The following is a 16,076-nucleotide window of genomic DNA, read 5'->3' on the forward strand; positions in this document are numbered from 1 at the left end:
CAACGACCTCTACAGAACCGCTAAGGAAACCCATGTCCTACTCACTGCAGCTTTACACGCTCCGCAACGCCATTTCCGAGGATCTTCCGGGGACCATCAGGAAGGTGGCGGAGATCGGCTTCACCCAGGTTGAGCCGTACAACTTCGTGGCCACCGCCAAGGAACTCGGCGCCGCCCTGAAGGAGTACGGCCTCACCGCGCCGTCCGGCCACGCGCCCCTGATGAGCCAGGACCAGGACGAAATCTTCGCGGCGGCCAAGGAACTGGGCATCACCACCGTCATTGATCCTTTCCTTCCCGCCGAGCACTGGCAAAAGGCCGAAGACATCCAGGCCACCGCCGAAAAGCTCAACGCGGCCGCCAAAAAGGGTGCTGAATACGGCATCCGCGTGGGCTACCACAACCACGCCTGGGAACTGGAGTCCACCATCGAGGGCCGCACGGCCCTGGAGTACTTCGCATCCCTGCTGGACCCGGAACTGGTCCTGGAGGTGGACACCTACTGGGCAGCCGTGGGCGGCCAAGACCCCGTGGAACTCCTGGCCAGGCTGGGCGACCGGGTCAAGTTCATCCACATCAAGGACGGCCCCCTGAACAAGGACAATAAGGCCCAGCAGCCCGCAGGCCAGGGCAAAGTGCCCGTGATGGAGGTCATCGCCGCAGCAAAGTCGCTGGAGGTGGGCGTGGTGGAGTTCGATGACTATGCCGGCGACATTTTCGATGGCATCGCCCAGAGCCTTGCCTTCCTGAACAGCGACACCGACAGCAACACCGCAGCCGAAGGAGCCAACGCGTGAGCACCCCCGCAAGCAAGCCGGCCCGCACCGGGCCGGTGGGCGTTGGCGTCATCGGCGCCGGCGTGATCAGCAAGCAGTACCTGGACAACCTGACCGCGTTCCCGGACCTCAAGGTCCACGTGATCGCCGACCTCTTCGAGGAAGCCGCCGAGGCCCGGGCCAAGGAGGACGGCGTCCCGGAGTGGGGCGGCGTGGACAAGGCCCTGAACCACCCCGACGTCGAGATCATCGTCAACCTCACCATTCCCGCCGCCCACGTGGAGGTGGCCACCGCCGCCGTCAACGCCGGCAAGCACGTCTGGACGGAAAAGCCGTTCTCCCTGGACCGCGAATCCGGGCTGGGCCTGCTCAAGACCGCCGACGCCGCCGGGATCCGCCTTGGCTGCGCCCCGGACACCTTCCTCGGGGCCGGCATCCAGACGGCCCTGCGCCTGATCCAGCGCGGCGACATCGGCACGCCGCTGACGGCGATGACCACGTTCCAGACCCCCGGCCCGGAATCCTGGCACCCCAACCCCGCGTTCCTCTTCCAGCACGGCGCCGGCCCGCTGTTCGACATGGGCCCGTACTACCTCACCACCCTGGTCCAGGCCTTCGGCTCCATCCGCAAGGTGGCCGCCGTCGGGTCCAAGGCCAAGGATGTGCGCGTGATCGGTTCCGGGCCCAAAGCCGGCGAGGAGTTCACCGTCGAGGTGCCCACCCACGTCTCCGCGATGGCGCAGTTCGAATCCGGCGCCTCCTCACACAGCGTCTTCTCCTTCGAGTCGCCCCGGACCCGGATGGGATTCGTGGAAATCACCGGGACCGAAGCCACCATCTCGCTGCCGGATCCCAACTACTTCACGGGCGACATCAAGCTCTGGCGCGCCGGCGACGAGGACTGGACCACCGTTCCGGCCACCGGGCCCGCCAACGGCCGCGGCATGGGCGTGCTGGACATGGCACGCTCGCTGCGGGCAGGAACAGCCCACAGGGCCACCGGCGAACTGGCGTACCACGTCCTGGACACCATGGTCTCGATCTCCGAGTCCATCGATGCGGGCACATTCGTGAACGTCGAAAGCTCGGCCCCGGTATCCCCCGCCCTCCCCGAGGACTGGGCACCGGAAACCGCCACCCTCTAAATCCAGCACGTAGTCCAGCCAGCAGGAAGCACGCAGGAACGCATCATGACCACACCCGCACACCCGTCCGAACCTTCGGCCTCCCAACCGGCTCCCCGCCCGCTGGGTGTAGCCGCGATCGGTTACGCCTTCATGGGCAAGGCCCACTCCAACGCGTGGCGGAACGTGGCCAGCTTCTTCGACGTCCCGGCCTTCGAGCAGAAGGTCCTCGTGGGCCGGGACGCCGGCGCCGTCGCCGAGGCGGCGGCCAAGTACGGCTGGGCAGAATCAGCCACCGACTGGCGCACGGTGATCACCCGGGACGACATCGACATCGTCGACATCTGCGCCCCGGGGTGGATGCACGCCGAGATCGCCATCGCCGCCCTGGAAGCAGGCAAGCATGTCCTGGTGGAAAAACCCCTGGCAAACACCCTCGCGGAGGCCGAGCTCATGACCGCCGCCGCGGCCAAGGCCCGGGCCAAGGGCGTGCAGTCGATGATCGGCTTCAACTACCGGCGCGTCCCGGCACTGGCACTGGCGAAGGAGCTCATCGCCGAAGGCCGCCTGGGCACGGTCCGGCACGTCCGCGCCGCGTACCTGCAGGACTGGCTCGCCGACGCGCAGGCCCCCATGACCTGGCGGCTGCGGAAGGAAACCGCCGGATCCGGCGCGCTGGGGGACATCGCCAGCCACGCCATCGACCAGGTCCTGTTCCTCCTGGGCGACCAGGTCACCGAGGTCAGCGGCCGGCTGAACACCTTCGTGGGCCGCCGCCCCGGCACGAACGGCATCGAGGACGTCACGGTCGACGACGCCGCCTGGGCCACGCTGTCCCTCACCTCCGGGGCGGTCGCCTCAGTCGAGGTCTCCCGGGTGGCCACCGGCAGGAAGAACTCGCTGCAGATCGAGGTGTACGGGGACAAGGGCAGCCTCCTGTTCGACCTGGAAAACCTCAACGAACTCGGCTTCCTGGATGCCACCGTCCCGGTCCGCGAACAGGGCTTCCGCCGGATCCTGGTCAACGAGCCGGAGCACCCGTACCTGGACGCGTGGTGGCCGCAGGGCCATATCATCGGCTGGGAACACACCTTCACGCACCAGGTCCGCGACTTCCTGCTGGCCATCCGGGACGGAAACCAGCCCTCGCCGTCGTTCGAAGAAGGACTGAACGTCCAGTACGTCCTGGACGCTGTGGAGGAATCCGCCGCCAACAAGAGCACCCTCACCGTCGTCCGCCACTAGCACCCCCGTCTTCCAAGGAGCCCTGCATGCCCCGCCCGTTCACCCTGTTCACCGGCCAGTGGGCCGACCTGCCCTTCGAAGAAGTCGCCCGCCTGGCCTCCGGCTGGGGCTACGACGGCCTGGAAATCGCCGTCTCCGGCGACCACCTGGACGCCTGGCGCTGGGACGAACCCGGCTACGTCGAGTCCAAACTCGAAATCCTGGACAAGTACAACCTCAAGGTCTGGGCCATCTCCAACCACCTCAAAGGCCAGGCCGTCTGCGATGACCCCATCGACTTCCGCCACCAGGCCATCGTCGGCTCCAAAGTCTGGGGCGACGGCGACCCCGAAGGCGTCCGCACCCGCGCCGCCGAGGAAATGAAACACACCGCCCGGCTCGCCAAAGCCCTCGGCGTGGACACGGTCGTCGGGTTCACCGGCTCCTCCATCTGGCAATACGTGGCCATGTTCCCGCCCGTCCCGGAAAAAGTCATCGACGCCGGCTACCAGGACTTCGCCGACCGCTGGAACCCCATCCTGGACGTCTTCGACGAATGCGGCGTCCGCTTCGCCCACGAAGTCCACCCCTCCGAGATCGCCTACGACTACTGGACCACCGTCCGCACCCTCGAAGCGATCGGGCACCGGGCAGCGTTCGGCCTGAACTGGGATCCCTCGCACATGATGTGGCAGGGCATCGATCCCGTCTCCTTCATCTGGGACTTCAAGGACCGGATCTACCATGTGGACTGCAAGGACACCAAGATCCGCCAGACCGGCCGCAACACCGTCCTGGGCTCCCACCTGCCCTGGGGCGACCCCCGCCGCGGCTGGGACTTCGTCTCCGCCGGACGCGGCGACGTCCCCTGGGAAGCCTCCTTCCGCGCCCTCGCCGCCATCGGCTACAACGGGCCCATCAGCATCGAATGGGAAGACGCCGGCATGGACCGCCTCCACGGCGCCCCCGAAGCACTCACGGCCCTGAAAAAATACGACTTCCCCGCCTCCCAAACCAGCTTCGACGCCGCCTTCAGCAGCAAGGACTAGGACGAACTGACGTGGTCCGCACCCTTCAACCAGGCCAGCGCTGCGAGGTGTGGACCGCGTCGGTCACCGGCGAATCCTCGCTGGTCTTCCGCACCGGGGACATGCTGCTCGAGGCGCCCAACTGGACCCTCGACGGCCGGGCGCTGATCCTTAACGGAAACGGGGAACTGTGGCGGCTCAACCTGGCGGCCGGTTCGCTGGAGCCCCTCCCACTGACCGGCGCCCCGGACCTCAACAATGACCACGTCCTGGACCCTGACGGCAGCAGCATCTTCCTCTCGGGCGAGGACGGCCACATCTACCGCGCACCACTGGCAGGCGGGCGGGCCACCAGGATCACGGACGACGACGGATCCTTCCACTTCCTCCACGGCGTCAGTCCGGATGGGCGCAGGCTGGCGTACGTGGACATTGCGGCGGGAGACTTCACGCGGCCCGGCCGGCTGCGCACCATCCCCGCTGGCGGAGGCCCGCCCTGGGACGTGGAGGTGGGCGGGGGACACTGCGACGGGCCCGAGTATTCACCCGATGGCGACTGGCTGTACCTCAACACGGAGTCGTTCACCACGGCACCCGGCCATGCCCAGCTTGCCCGGGTCCGCCCGGACGGCAGCCAGTTCGAGCGGCTCGTCAGCAGTGACACCGTCGACTGGTTCCCGCACCTGTCCCCCGACGGGCGCCTGGCCAGCTATGTGCGCTTTCCCGCTGGAACCCGGGGCCACCCCGCAGACCTGCCGGTCGACGTCGTCCTTGTCTCCACCGGCGACTGGACCGCGCCGCTGCACACCTGGCCGGCGTTCGGCGGCCAGGGCACGCTCAACGTCAACAGCTGGGCGCCGGATTCGAAGCGGTTCGCGTATGTGGCCTACCCGCTGGACACCGCGCAGGGCCACTAGGGCCTGGTCACACAGCGTCCTCGTTCAGGACCACGTCGTACGCCTCTACCCGCCGGTCCGTCACGGTCGTGGGCGATTCAAGGTGGACCGCGCCGGACGGCAGGATCCCGGCCCCGCCGTACCGTTCCATCACCTGCCACTGCGCCACCACGTCCTCCCCGGCGTGGTCTGCAGGCAGCGTGCTCCAGAAACGGAAGCCGCCGGCGTCGTCCAGCGCCTCCCTGCGGTAGAGCACACAGCCGCCCAACCAGGCCACGTGGTAGGGCACCCACTCGCCGGGCTGCAGCGACAGCTCCGCGCTGACGTGGCTGAGGTTGGCGGCGCTGTGCAGCGGCCAGCGTTCAAAACCCGGGGCACCCGGACGGATGCGCTCCGGAGCCACCGGTCTGTTCCAGGCCTGGAAGGAGGCCGTCTGTTCCGGCCTGCGGTCGTCCAGGAAGGACAGGCCCTGCGGTGCCATCCCCACGAAACCGCACTGGAGCTGGTCCAGTGCACTGCTCAGCCGTTCCACGGCACCAGGCTCCAGCCAGACGTCGTCGTCCAGGAAGAGGCACTGATCCGCGGTGGACTGGTCCAGCAGGAACTGGCGGTGTTCGGCCAGTCCGCGCCGCGGAAGGTGCCGCAGCAGCGTGACGGGCCGGCCCTGCGCCTGCAGCACCCGCACCATGGCGGCGGCAGCGGGATGGTCCCAGGCCGGCTGTCCGGCTGACTGGTCGCTGATGACGACGGCGAACGCGGGCTCGGACTGTGCGGCCAGTCCCGCGAGGGTGACGGCGAGTTCGGCAGGCCGGTTGCAGGTGGGCACCAGGACGTCCACCGCCACCTTGTCCGGCCGGTCCTGCGGCCGCGCCCACTGTTCGGAAGATCTCCTGCCCACAGTCCACCTTCCTGGCGTTGACGTTGGTGCCGGCGGCAGCGCAGGCTGCTTGCTGCTGCCTGCCGACGGGATGGGGTTCCGCGTGTTCCGTACCCCGAGGGACGGGATGTATTCGCCTTGGCGGAACCGCAAAGGCCCCCGCTTCCACTGCCCGGGGGCAGCGGAAACGGGGGCCTTTGGTCAGGAGGCTTTATCCGGCGTCGAAGCTCTCGTCGTCGTCATTGGGCGACTCTTCCTTCGGAAGGTCGTTTCCGCTGCCGTCCGGAAGGCCCGTCGCTTCCTGGCCCGACTCCGAGGACACCGGCGCCGACCCCTGGGAATCGTCATTGGACTCGTCGATCTCGGCCGCGCTGGACGGAAGATCCATGTCGTGCGGGACGGGAGCCTGGCCCGCGCCCGACTGCGGTTCGTTCGTGTCCGCGCCGGCCGTGGACGCGCCGCCGCCGGACTGCTGGCCACCCTGCGTGCCTGCCGCCTCCTGCTCGGCCGTGGGGGTGCCGTAGCCGCCCGGAGCCGTCTCGGGTTCAGCCTGCTGGTTTTCCTGCGTCATGCTTCCTCCTGTTGTTCGTTGCCGATATTGCTGGTCTGGTGATGCCGGCCTGGATGCCCCAGCGGGTGGGACCCCCATTAAAGCCCCTTGCCGCCCGTGACCGGGAGGACTGCACCGGAAATGTAGGACCCGTCCTCGGATGCGAGCAGCACGTACGCCGCGGCAAGCTCGGCCGGCTGCCCCGCGCGCCCCAGCGGCGTGTCCTGCCCGAAGGAGGGGAGCTTGTCCGGCCATTCGGTGGCCGGGATCAGCGGTGTCCAGATGGGGCCCGGGGCCACGGCATTGACGCGGATCCCCTTGGGACCCAGTTCCTGGGCCAGGGCCTTGGTGAACGCCACCTGCGCCGCTTTGGTCATGGCGTAGTCGATGAGCCCGGGTGACGGGTTGAAGGCCTGGATGGAGGCCGTGGTGATGATCGAGGCACCCGCCTTCAGGTGCGGCACGGCCGCCCGCGCGGACCACAGCAGCGAGTAGAGGTTGGTGCGGAAGACCCTGTCGAACTCCTCGGTGGGGAGCGTCTCGAGGCTCTCGCGGTTCTTCTGGTACGCGGCGTTCAGGACCAGGATGTCGAGGCGGCCGAATCCGGAGACCGTCTCCTCCACGATGCGGGTGCTGAACTCCTCCTCACGTCCGTCACCGGGAAGCAGGAGCGCGCGGCGGCCGGTTTTCCGGATCCATTCCGCCGTGTCCTGCGCGTCGTCTTCCTCCTCAGGCAGGTACGAGATCGCGACGTCGGCCCCTTCCCGGGCGAAGGCGATGGCGGCAGCCTTGCCGATGCCTGAGTCCCCGCCCGTGATGAGGGCTGCCTTGCCGTCGAGCTTGCCGTGCCCCTCGTAGCTGCGCTCCCCGTGGTCGGGTTTGGGGTCCATGGGGCCGGTCAGCCCGGGCTGCTTCTGTTCCTGCTCGGGAAACGGGTCCGAGTGGTAGCCGCCGCGCGGATCCTTCGGCTGGTCTGTCTGCTTGTCGGTCTCGCTCATAGTCCGCCTGCCTGTGTCGGTTGACCTGTGTCGGTGCGAAGGGCCCGCCGTGCTCCGGCCCTTCGAAGCTATCCCGGGCGGAGGACCAAGTCCACCGCCCAAGACTAATAATCAGTAAACTTATCAAATGTAGGAGCACGCGCAACGGCCTGCCTTGTTTCTGGGTACGGGAGGAGTAGAAAGAAAGCCTGGGCCGCGGCCGGAGAGGAAGGAGGGCCGATGTCTGAGGTTGAGGACTACACGGGCCGGACGGGACGCAATGAAACCCGCGAGGAGCAGCTTGACCGCAACTGGGCGGAACTCCTGCAGGAGCTCCGCGTACTTCAGACCGGGGTGCAGATCCTGGCCGGCTTCCTGCTGACGCTGCCGTTCCAGCAGCGGTTCGAAAAGCTGGACGGCTGGGAGGTTGGCCTGTATCTCGTCAACGTCGTCATCGCCGCGCTCACCACGGCCTTCATCCTCCTCCCGGTCAGTGTGCACCGCCGGCTTTTCCGCAAGCGGCTCAAGGAAACACTGGTCTCCAGCGCCGACAGCATCACCAAGATCGCACTGGGCGGCATCGCCCTGCTGAGCGCCGGAACAGCCGCCCTGGTGTTCGATGTTGCCGCCGGGCGGTCTGCCGGCGTCACGGCCGGGGGTGCACTCCTGGGCGTCATGGTGGTCATGCTGGTTTTCGTTCCGCTCCGCCTGAACAAGCGGGCTACAGGCAGGATCCTCCCGCCAGCATCGGACAAGGAGTAAGACATGCGCAAATGGGCAAGGGAACATGGCCTGCTGCTGGCCAACCTGGGCTGCTTCCTGGCGTTCTTCGTGGGCATGATCCTCTCCGGAGCCGCTTCCTACAGTGAAGACCAGCAGGCCCACGGGGAGCCCGCCGTCTCGGTCCTGGAGTTCCTGGGCACGGGCGCCTTCGTCGAGGCCACCTTCGAGAACTGGGAATCGGAGTTCCTGCAGATGGCCATGTACGTGGTCCTCACCGTGTTCCTGTTCCAGAAAGGCTCATCCGAATCCAAGCCAATGGGCAAGGAGGCGCCGCAGGATGAAGATCCCCGCCAGGCGGCCCTGCGGAAGGCCACGCCCTGGCCGGTGCGGCGGGGCGGAGTGGTGCTCAAGGTGTACGAGCATTCACTGTCGATCCTGCTGTTCTCCCTGTTCCTTGGCTCGTTCTTCCTGCACGCCGCCGGCGGTGTGGACGAGTACAACCAGGACCAGCAAAGCCATGGCCAGCCCGCCATCACGTACCTGCAGTACCTGGGCACCAGCCGCTTCTGGTTTGAGTCCTTCCAAAACTGGCAAAGCGAGTTCCTGGCCGTCGCGGTCCTGGTGGGCGCGTCGGTCTACCTCCGGGAGAAGGGGTCCCCGGAATCGAAGCCAGTTGCCGAACCCCACTACGAGACCGGGACCTGAAGGCCCGGCCCACCTGGCCGATCCAACACCCGGCCCAATCCAGCCGGCAATCCAACCAGCCCCACCCAAGTGGCCGTGGGCTAGGCCCCTTCGAGTACCTGGCTTGTTGCCCAGGCCAGGTACTTGCCGGCGTTCGCCACAGCGTCCTGTGGGCTGGATGCGACGTCCAGCAGCTGCGCCGCGGAAACCACGCCGTGCCCGGCAAGGTCCTCAAGGGTCACCAGGATCCTGCCGGCCACCACGATGACGGGAATTCCACGTTCCCGGGCTGCGTCCGCGAGCGCGATCGGCGCCTTGCCGGTGAGTGACTGGGAATCCATGGATCCCTCACCGGTGATCACCAGGTCTGCCTGGTCCAGCTGCGCGGCCAGGCCGGTCAGTCCGGCCACCAGTGCGAAGCCGCCTTCCAGCGTGGCGTCGGTGAAGGCAAGGAACGACGCCGGGAAGCCGCCGGCGGCGCCGGCGCCTGGGACGTTCACGTCCCGGCCCGTTGCTTCCCGCAGCACTGACGCCCAGTTGCGCAGCCCGGCGTCGAGCATTTCCACGCTGTCCTGGTCCGCGCCCTTTTGGGGGCCGAAAACGTGCGCGGCACCGGATGGCCCGTACAGCGGGTTGCGGACGTCGACGGCGATGCGGAACGTGGTTGCAGACAGCCGCGGGTCCAGCCCGGTGGTGTCCAGGGCGACGATGTCCGCCAGGGAACCGCCGCCCAGGGGCACCACGTTCCCCGCGCCGTCCAGGGGCTTCAGGCCGAGGGCGCGCAGGGCGCCGCTGCCGCCGTCGGTCATGGCCGAGCCGCCCAGGCCCAGGACGATCTCGGTGGCGCCCGCATCCAGTGCGGCAGCAATGAGCTGGCCGCAGCCATAGCTGTGGGCACGCAGGGCGTTGGCGGGCGTTGGTTCCATGTCCGCCAAACCGGAGGCCTGGGCCGTTTCGATCACTGCCGTAACCTTGCCGTCCCCGGCCTTGTGGATGGCCCAGGCAGCGCCCAGCGGGGCAAGGATGGGCCCCACCACGGCGTTCAGCCGCTCTTCGTAGCCTGCGGCCACGGCCGCCTCAAGGGTGCCCTCGCCACCGTCGGCAATGGGGAACTGCGTGACGACGGCGTCCGGGTACACCCGCAAGGCGCCTTCCGCGATGGCAGCGGCAGCCTCGGCCGCCGTCAGGGACCCCTTGAACTTGTCCGGAGCGATAAGAATGCGCATGCGCTCCATCATGCCAGCAAGCCGCCGGAAAGCGCTTGCCAGATCCGCGATATGGACTCTGTGACTGCCCCACGCTCAGGAGAACAGCCAGCGACAGGCACCAGGGGCCTACGCTTCGCGCCAGTCGTTGCTGGTGATGTGCGATCCCGCCTGCGGACCCATCTGGAGCATCCCGCCGTCGACCACCCACGCCGCACCGGTCACGTAGCTGGAGGCAGGCGAGGCGAGGAAGGCGATGACGTCGGCGATCTCCCGGGCCTGCCCGGGCCGGCCCAGCGGCACCCCGGGGCGCTTCGTCGTCGTCGGGTCCTGGTCCTCCTGCCCCGTCATTGGCGTGGCAATCTCCCCCGGCGCCACCGTGTTGGCGGTGATGCCGTACTGGCCCAGCTCCAGGGCGAGCGTCTTCATCAGGCCGCCCAGGCCGTGCTTGGACGCATCATAGGCAGACGATCCGACGCGCGGCTGGAACTCGTGCACGCTGGACACCGCCACCAGCCGGCCGCCCTTTCCGGCCTTGACCATGCGCTTTGCTGCCGCCTGCAGGCAGACGAACGCGCCGTTGAGGTTCGTGTCCAGGATCCTCATCCAGTCATCGATCCCCATGTCCAGGAACTTTGTGCTCGCACCCGTCCCGGCATTGTTCACGAAGACATCCAGGCCGCCCAGCTCCCCGGCGAGTTCATCGATCACGCCGGCAGCGGCGTGGAGCTCGGTGGTGTCCAGCTGCCGGACCACGGCCTTGCGCCCCAGGCCGCGGATTTCTTCGGCGGTGCCCTCGGCGCCTGCCTTATCCGAATGCCAGGTGACACCCACGTCCATGCCGGTGCGGGCGAGCGCCACGGCGGTGGCCTTGCCGATTCCTGAGTCTGAAGCGGTGACGATGGCGGTGGTGGGCGTGAAGTTGCTGGTATCCGGCATGGCGGGGCCTTTCGTCAGGTCTGGCGGGTCTTGTCAGGGCGGCTCTGGTTCGGGCAGGGCGGCTCTGGTTCGGGCAGGCCGGCTCTGTTCAGGCCGGGCGGCGGAGATCGGGCTGGTAGGACTCGTCGGCGGCGGTGGCCGGGCTGCCGCCGGCTTCCCGGGGCTCCGGCTGCGGTTCGGGCACGGCCATCAACGGAACCGCGAAGGTCACCACCGGCCGGGCACCGCCGTCGTCCGCCGACCTGATGGTCAGGCTCCTGGTGCCGGGCGGCACCGACGGGGTAAACACCTGCAGGTTGCGGGAACCGACGGTGGCCGATTCCTGCAGGGTATATTCCGTGCCGAAGTGGTCCTCCACGATGAGGTGCGGTTCAGCCGCGTCATCCGAGGGAAGGTGGATGTTGACCACCAGGCCGGATGCCCAAACCTCCACTGAGAGGATAGTGAACTCCGTGGCGGAGGTGACGTGCCGCCCATAGGTGGGAGGAAGGAGCATCCGGCGCAGGGCGCCGGATGGAATGAAGTTGCTCATGATGGTTCCTGTAGGTCTTGCGCCGGCGGTCGGGTGGCGGCGCCGGAGGGTGATCCGGTGGCGGCCGAACGTGGTGGCGCGGGTGCGGCTTAGGCGTCTTCGCGGTCCGCGGCATCCGCATCGCGGATCCGGTTGCCTTTATCTCCTGCCATGGCAGTCTTCCCTCCATCCCCAGCTAACTAGTAAGTCTACTTACCATAGAGCCTCCGGATCCGGCCCCTGTCAAGGGGATGGAAGGCAGCCTGCGGCCGGGCTGCGGGGATATGCGTGAAGTCTGCGGAATCAGTTCGAACACCCCACTGCCAGGGCTACCGGCGGGGGCGGACCACCGCGTAATACCCGGGCACCCTGTCCTGGCCCGGCACGCCGGTCACCGGGTTGGTTTCGATGGCCACATGGCCATCCTCAAGGAGTTCCCAGTCCGACGCCGGGAACGCACGTTCGCGCTCTTCCGGCCCGAAGTGCCCCGGCATGGGAAGCCCGCGGATGGCCAGCTCCAACGGCGCCGGAATGCCATGCGTGCTTGCCCCAAGATGGGTGACGTACTCCAGCGGGTTTCCCTGGAAGTTGGTTTCCGCCATGAAGACCGCCCCGCGGCCGCCCACCAGGATCCGCAGGTTGTCGACCATCGCCGTTTGGTGGGCCGGATCGAGGACATGCAGCACGCCGCGGATAAAGACGTTGGCGCCGTCAGGGTTCAACTGGAAGGACTCCGCCAGTTGCCCGGCAGCACCCTCCGCCGTCATGTCCCTGGCTTCAAAGGCGGCGTTTGCGATTCCTGCGGACTCCGCCCGCGCCCGGGCAACAGCATGGGGTGAGACGTCCACGCCGATGACCTGTGGAAAGATCCCGGCGAGCGCGCGGGTGAAGCTGCCGTGCCCACAGCCGGTGTCCACAACGGGAAGCGCAGGGTCCAGGTAGCGAAGGAGGCTGTCCTGGTAGCCCTGGAACTCATGGTTGCTCCCCGAGTCCCACAGGACCTCGCCGCCCGGACCGGTGGAAGTAATGCCGGCCCAGTACCGGTCCCACGCCTTATGCCGGTCCTTGGGGGCGCTGCGTGAGAGCCTGATGAGCTTGGGGATCATCAGGTACTTCTGCCAGGTGGACCGTGGCGACTTTGTTGGAGACACGGCTCAAATATATGGTCCTGCCCGTCCCGGTGGCGGACCTTCGGCAACATTACGGCGTGCCACAACTCCCTGGCAGCGCGGAAAGCGGGGGTAAGGGTGCGCACGCCGTGGACCCGCTTCGCCCGCATCCCCCTAGAATGTAGTCAACTGGGAGGGAAGGGAGCACTGTGACGGCTGTCCCGAGTGACGCGCGCCTGCCCCGCACGGCCGTCGTGGCCGATCCCGACGCAGGCCGGAGGGCCCGTAACGCCCACGCGCTGCGCGACGCCGGATACACCGTCCTCGAAGCCACCGACGCCGGCAGCCTCGCCGCGGTGCTGGACGGCGGTGAACCGTCAGTCGTCGTCGCCGATGCCTTCCTCTCCGGCGTCCTGTCCACCACCACGTCCGCTGCCCCGGTCCTGGTGATGGTGGACCTGGACAGCCCCGCGGAGATCGCAGCTGCCAACCCGCCAGGTGTCCACGACTGCATCACCAAGCCGCCTGCACCCCAGGAGCTGGTGCACCGCGCGTCCGTCCTCATCGACCAGGTATCCCGCCGCCGCGCCTCCAGGCAGGAAGCCGAAGCGCTCCGGGAGCAGTTGCGTGAAGTCTCTGCCGCGGTGCGCGCCACCAACGACCCCCAGGAAATCGCCAACCACGTCGTCGCGGGATTCGGCCGCACCTTCAAGGCCGACCACGTTGTCCTGGCAACCTTCGAGGATCACCGCGTCCCCGTAATCACGGCCACGTGGCACAGGCGGGGCCTCGCGGAGCTGCCCGCTGACGCCCTTCCACGCGAGGAAGAGGCCCGTGCCACGGCGGACATGCTCTGGGCCGGGACCGAGACGCTCTCCGCCGACGGAAACGAACCGGCCGCCCGCAGCGAGGCGAGGCCCGGCCCCGGTCCCGCCATCGCTGGAGCCGCCTCAACCCTGGCGGTGCCCATCGGCGAAGGAAATTCCTCCCTGGGCATCATCTGGATCGCCATGATGGACCGGCCCCGGACCTGGTCCAGCGCTGAACTGGGGCTGATCCAGCACGTGGCCGGCAACGCCGCCTACGGCCTCATCCAAAGCCACCTGATCAGCAGCCAGCAGCAGGTGGTCAAGCAGCTGAGGGAACTCGACAAGGCCAAGACTGACTTCCTGGCAACGGTGAACCACGAGCTGCGGACGCCGCTGACCTCGATCATGGCGTACCTGGACATGATCCAGGAAAGCACCGAGCATCCGGTGTCCCGGGAGGTCCACCAGATGCTGGACATCGTGGTCCGCAACACCGAACGCCTCCGCACGCTCATCGAGGACATGCTCAGCGTCTCCCGCGGCGGGCTGGACAACGCCGCGATGCAGCTGGCACCCGTGCGGCTGGGTCAGACCCTGGATCTGGTGGCCGCGGCGCTCCGTCCGCTGGCCACGCTGCAGAACGTCACCATCGACGTGGACCCCGTTCCGGAGGATCCGGAGATACTCGCGGACGAAGTGCAGCTGCAACAGGTCTTCACCAACCTGGTGTCCAATGCCATCAAGTTCACGCCCAGTGGTGGACGGATCGAGGTGGGCAGCGAGTCCCATGCCGCCGCGGACGGCTCCAAATGGGCCACCGTGCGCATCGCCGACACCGGCATCGGCATCTCGAGCGATGAAATCAACCACGTATTCACCAGGTTCTACCGCGCCTCCAACGCGATGAACGGCGCCATCCCGGGAACAGGCCTGGGCCTTGCCATCTCCAAGGACATCGTGGACCGCCACGGCGGCCGGATCGACGTCGCCTCCACCCTGGGCTCCGGGACCACTGTCACCGTCAGCCTTCCCCTCGGCACCGACAACGTCCAGGCCAACTAGGCGCCGAAGGAGGACCTGCCATGTTTGCCGACGACGATCCCCGGCTTTCGCAGCTGCTGGAAGGTATTGTCCGGCTGGCTTCCGGGGACCTCAGCTCACGGATCGAGGTCTCACCCGCCCGGGATGAACTGGACGCGATCATCATGGGCACCAATCTCCTGGCCGAGGACCTGCAGATCATCTACGAGGAGCTCGAGCAGCGGGTGCAGGTCCGGACCCAGCTGCTGCACGAGGCGCACCTTGAGATGCAGAAGATGGCAATGCAGGACCCGCTGACCGGCCTGGCCAACCGGTCCGCACTGATCGAAGCACTGCGCACCGCCCTGGAAGCCCGCACCGCGGCCGGCGGCGAGCCGGCGGATGAAGGCCCCGCCATCTTGCTGATGGACCTGGACGCGTTCAAATCCATCAATGACAGCCTGGGACACACGGCCGGCGACCAGGTCCTGGTGACTGTGGGCGAAAGGCTCCGGACCGCGGTCCGCGCGGCGGACGTCGTCGCCAGGCTGGGTGGTGACGAGTTCGCGATCGTCATGCCGTCGGCGTCGGCAGACCAGGCCGCCATCGTGGCGCACCGCATCCTGGCCGCGCTCACCGAACCCATCGAACTGCCCGGCCGCAGCGTGCGTTGCGGTGCCAGCATCGGGCTCAGCGTGGGCAGTGAAGGCCACAGCCCGGAGGACATGCTGATGGAGGCCGACGTCGCCATGTATGCCTCCAAGGCCGAAGGGCAGAACAGGCTGCACCGGTTCGAGCCGGCCCTGCTGCTGATGCGGCGGCTCCGCAGCCAGCTGGTGGACGACCTGCGGGCCGCCATCAAGGATGACGCGCTGACGCTTTACTACCAGCCCGTGGTGGAGCTCGCCACGGGACGGATCGAGGGCGTGGAGGCACTGGTCCGCTGGAACCACCCCACCCGCGGCTTCATCATGCCGGACGAGTTCATTCCCCTTGCCGAGGAGGCGGGACTGATCTCGGAACTGGGCCTGTGGGTGCTCAGGACGGCTGTGAGGCAGCTCCGGGCCTGGATCGACGCGTGCCTGCTGGACAGCACGTTTTCCGTGCGCGTCAATATCTCCGCCACGGACCTGCAGAGCCTGCAGTTCATCGAGGACGTGCGGAACGTGCTCCAGGAGACCGGGGTCAGGCCCGACCAGGTGGTCCTCGAATTGACCGAAGTGGCCATCGTCAAGGGCAATGAACTGGACCGGTACTCGCTGGGCGGGCTGCGCGGCCTGGGCGTGGGCATCGAAATTGACGATTTTGGCACTGGCTACTCTTCCATCAGCTACCTCCGCCGGCTGCCCGTGGACCGGGTCAAAGTGGACAGAACGCTGATTACCGGGCTGGAGACCGATCCCAGCCAGCCCGCCCTGGTGGCCGCCGTGCTGCAGCTGGTACGGGCGTGCGGGCTGGAAGCCGTATGGGAAGGCGTGGAAACCGCTGAGCAGGCGGAAATCCTGCGCGGGCTTGGCTGCCGCAGCGCGCAGGGCTACTACTTCAGCCGTCCGGTTCCGCCGGACCAGATACCCCAACTGCTGGCTGACCAGCAGGAAAGCGCTAACCAGTAACGCAAAACTAC

At 67.6% G+C, this 16,076-nt stretch carries 16 protein-coding genes; 9 read left to right on the forward strand and 7 right to left on the reverse strand.

Features of this window, described 5'->3' with window-relative positions; translation table 11 throughout:
• Positions 1 to 32: 32 nt before the first annotated feature.
• The 5 genes from AC6JAM_RS07940 to AC6JAM_RS07960 are packed head-to-tail and all read left to right on the forward strand — an operon-like array spanning position 33 to position 5,069.
• Positions 33 to 797: a sugar phosphate isomerase/epimerase family protein gene (locus tag AC6JAM_RS07940; RefSeq protein WP_497934428.1), complete on the forward strand. Its 765-nt coding sequence runs from the start codon at positions 33 to 35 to the stop codon at positions 795 to 797.
• The gene (locus AC6JAM_RS07945) at positions 794 to 1,921 is read left to right on the forward strand and encodes a Gfo/Idh/MocA family protein (protein ID WP_497934429.1); all 1,128 of its coding nucleotides are present in this window, start codon (positions 794 to 796) and stop codon (positions 1,919 to 1,921) included. The genes AC6JAM_RS07940 and AC6JAM_RS07945 overlap by 4 nt, the downstream gene beginning before the upstream one ends.
• A 45-nt stretch (positions 1,922 to 1,966) precedes the next feature.
• Positions 1,967 to 3,145 (forward strand): Gfo/Idh/MocA family protein, encoded by a 1,179-nt coding sequence (locus AC6JAM_RS07950; protein ID WP_495635094.1) that lies wholly within the window; start codon positions 1,967 to 1,969, stop codon positions 3,143 to 3,145.
• 26 nt (positions 3,146 to 3,171) lie between these two features.
• Complete coding sequence (locus AC6JAM_RS07955) at positions 3,172 to 4,173, forward strand: sugar phosphate isomerase/epimerase family protein (RefSeq protein WP_495635093.1); 1,002 nt, start codon at positions 3,172 to 3,174, stop codon at positions 4,171 to 4,173.
• Between the two features lie 11 nt (positions 4,174 to 4,184).
• Entirely contained in the window at positions 4,185 to 5,069 is an 885-nt protein-coding gene (locus tag AC6JAM_RS07960; protein ID WP_497934430.1) for a TolB family protein, read from the forward strand.
• 7 nt (positions 5,070 to 5,076) lie between these two features.
• On the opposite strand, the gene AC6JAM_RS07965 is transcribed toward AC6JAM_RS07960, so the two are convergent.
• The 3 genes from AC6JAM_RS07965 to AC6JAM_RS07975 all read right to left on the reverse strand — a co-directional run bounded on the left by AC6JAM_RS07965 (position 5,077) and on the right by AC6JAM_RS07975 (position 7,473).
• Positions 5,077 to 5,946, reverse strand: coding sequence for a glycosyltransferase family 2 protein (locus AC6JAM_RS07965; RefSeq protein ID WP_497934431.1), 870 nt, complete (start codon positions 5,944 to 5,946; stop codon positions 5,077 to 5,079).
• Positions 5,947 to 6,136: 190 nt separating this feature from the next.
• Positions 6,137 to 6,496, reverse strand: a complete 360-nt coding sequence (locus tag AC6JAM_RS07970) for a hypothetical protein (RefSeq protein ID WP_056388472.1) — start codon at positions 6,494 to 6,496, stop codon at positions 6,137 to 6,139.
• A gap of 77 nt (positions 6,497 to 6,573) precedes the next feature.
• A complete protein-coding gene (locus tag AC6JAM_RS07975) occupies positions 6,574 to 7,473 on the reverse strand; it encodes an SDR family oxidoreductase (protein WP_056388474.1) in 900 nt (299 codons plus the stop codon).
• A 219-nt stretch (positions 7,474 to 7,692) separates the two neighbouring features.
• On the opposite strand from AC6JAM_RS07975, the gene AC6JAM_RS07980 reads away from it, so the two are divergent.
• Complete coding sequence (locus tag AC6JAM_RS07980) at positions 7,693 to 8,214, forward strand: DUF6328 family protein (RefSeq protein WP_018770312.1); 522 nt, start codon at positions 7,693 to 7,695, stop codon at positions 8,212 to 8,214.
• A 3-nt stretch (positions 8,215 to 8,217) separates the two neighbouring features.
• Positions 8,218 to 8,880, forward strand: a complete 663-nt coding sequence (locus tag AC6JAM_RS07985; protein ID WP_134165340.1) for a DUF6766 family protein — start codon at positions 8,218 to 8,220, stop codon at positions 8,878 to 8,880.
• Positions 8,881 to 8,960: 80 nt separating this feature from the next.
• Here AC6JAM_RS07985 and AC6JAM_RS07990 read toward each other — a convergent pair whose 3' ends face one another.
• The 4 genes from AC6JAM_RS07990 to AC6JAM_RS08005 all read right to left on the reverse strand — a co-directional run bounded on the left by AC6JAM_RS07990 (position 8,961) and on the right by AC6JAM_RS08005 (position 12,620).
• The gene (locus tag AC6JAM_RS07990) at positions 8,961 to 10,085 is read right to left on the reverse strand and encodes a glycerate kinase (RefSeq protein WP_056388612.1); all 1,125 of its coding nucleotides are present in this window, start codon (positions 10,083 to 10,085) and stop codon (positions 8,961 to 8,963) included.
• 108 nt (positions 10,086 to 10,193) lie between these two features.
• Positions 10,194 to 11,003, reverse strand: coding sequence for an SDR family oxidoreductase (locus AC6JAM_RS07995; protein ID WP_497934433.1), 810 nt, complete (start codon positions 11,001 to 11,003; stop codon positions 10,194 to 10,196).
• A gap of 88 nt (positions 11,004 to 11,091) precedes the next feature.
• Positions 11,092 to 11,535, reverse strand: a complete 444-nt coding sequence (locus tag AC6JAM_RS08000; RefSeq protein WP_018770316.1) for a hypothetical protein — start codon at positions 11,533 to 11,535, stop codon at positions 11,092 to 11,094.
• 308 nt (positions 11,536 to 11,843) lie between these two features.
• The gene (locus AC6JAM_RS08005; protein ID WP_497935939.1) at positions 11,844 to 12,620 is read right to left on the reverse strand and encodes a class I SAM-dependent methyltransferase; all 777 of its coding nucleotides are present in this window, start codon (positions 12,618 to 12,620) and stop codon (positions 11,844 to 11,846) included.
• Positions 12,621 to 12,832: 212 nt separating this feature from the next.
• Here AC6JAM_RS08005 and AC6JAM_RS08010 point away from each other — a divergent pair, with 212 nt between their 5' ends.
• On the forward strand, positions 12,833 to 14,494 hold the full coding sequence (locus AC6JAM_RS08010) for an ATP-binding protein (RefSeq protein WP_497934434.1): 1,662 nt from the start codon (positions 12,833 to 12,835) through the stop codon (positions 14,492 to 14,494).
• A 20-nt stretch (positions 14,495 to 14,514) separates the two neighbouring features.
• Positions 14,515 to 16,065 (forward strand): putative bifunctional diguanylate cyclase/phosphodiesterase, encoded by a 1,551-nt coding sequence (locus tag AC6JAM_RS08015; RefSeq protein ID WP_056388484.1) that lies wholly within the window; start codon positions 14,515 to 14,517, stop codon positions 16,063 to 16,065.
• Positions 16,066 to 16,076 lie beyond the last annotated feature (11 nt).

The sequence above is a fragment of the Arthrobacter sp. GmRoot5-12 genome, from assembly GCF_059739365.1.